Raw genomic sequence first — 1,111 nt, 5'->3', positions numbered from 1 at the left:
ATCGGGTAGGAGGCGGCCTCACGGCCGCCGTCCTCCCACACCACCGTGCGTACGGTTCCGTACACGGCGGTTCAGGCCATGCGGTTAAGCCGATTGATCGTATCCAGTATCGAGACCAGTCCAAGTCTGTCCCATAGCTTCTTCGGCAGCGCCTGATTCATATGCGGCGCTCCTGAGTTCCACCACGGGCCTCGGCCATTGAAGGCCGACTTGCAGGCACGCTCCTCGCTCAATCCCAGGCGCATCAGGTTGCGCGCCCTCGTAGAGGGCTGCTTCCATTGCCGCCAGATGACACAGCGAAGTTTGTGCCTGACCCAGCCATCCAGCTCTTCCAGTGGACGCTTGCTCTGGCTGAGCTTGAAGTAGCCTGCCCAGCCTCGCAGCACCGGGTTTACCCGCTCGATGACATTCGCCATCTTGTGGCCCCGCACCCCTCGCAGCAGTTCCCTGAGACGGTCGCGCACACGGCGCAGGCTCATGGTTGCCACTCGCAGTCTAGGCTGCGAGTGCCAACTCATCCCATACCCCAGGTAGTCGCATTTCCACGACCCAGCCACGCGACTCTTGTCCCGATTCAGTCTCAGTTTCAGACGGTGATTCAGGAACCGCTCGACACTGGCCAGCACTCGTTCGCCAGCACGCGGACTACGGACATAAATGTTCGCGTCATCGGCATAGCGCACGAAGCGATGGCCTCGCCGCTCCAACTCACGGTCGAGTTCATCGAGCAGGATGTTCGACAGCAGCGGCGAAAGCGGGCCGCCTTGCGGCGCCCCCTCCTGCCGATGGCTGACAACCCCGCCCGACATGACGCCCGCTTCGAGGTAACGGCGGATGAGTCTGAGCACCTGTTTGTCTTCGACATGGCGCTCAACACAGAACATCAGGATGTCGTGGTTGACCCGATCAAAGAACTTCTCCAGATCGAGTTCCACGCAACACCTATGACCCGCCGCCACATGGGTGCGGGCCATCTCGACAGCCTGGTGAGCGCTTCTGCCCGGACGGAAGCCGTAGCTATAGTCCGAGAACAGCGGATCGAAGATCGGCGTGAGCTGTTGCAGCAGGGCTTGCTGGATCAGGCGATCCACGACACTGGGAATGCCCAGTT

Annotated in this window: 1 protein-coding gene; it reads right to left on the bottom strand. The window is 61.3% G+C overall.

Annotated features, from left to right (window positions below):
• Window positions 1–71 precede the first annotated feature (71 nt).
• Window positions 72–1,111 (bottom strand): group II intron reverse transcriptase/maturase (gene ltrA, locus N5J71_RS22320; protein WP_088339369.1); only part of this gene is annotated, 1,040 nt, incomplete at its 5' end.

It is taken from the genome of Ectopseudomonas oleovorans (assembly GCF_029845265.1).
Lineage (GTDB): Bacteria > Pseudomonadota > Gammaproteobacteria > Pseudomonadales > Pseudomonadaceae > Aquipseudomonas > Aquipseudomonas oleovorans.
The sequence above is the reverse complement of the archived record's forward strand: the minus strand, read 5'-3'. Positions and strand labels throughout refer to the sequence as shown.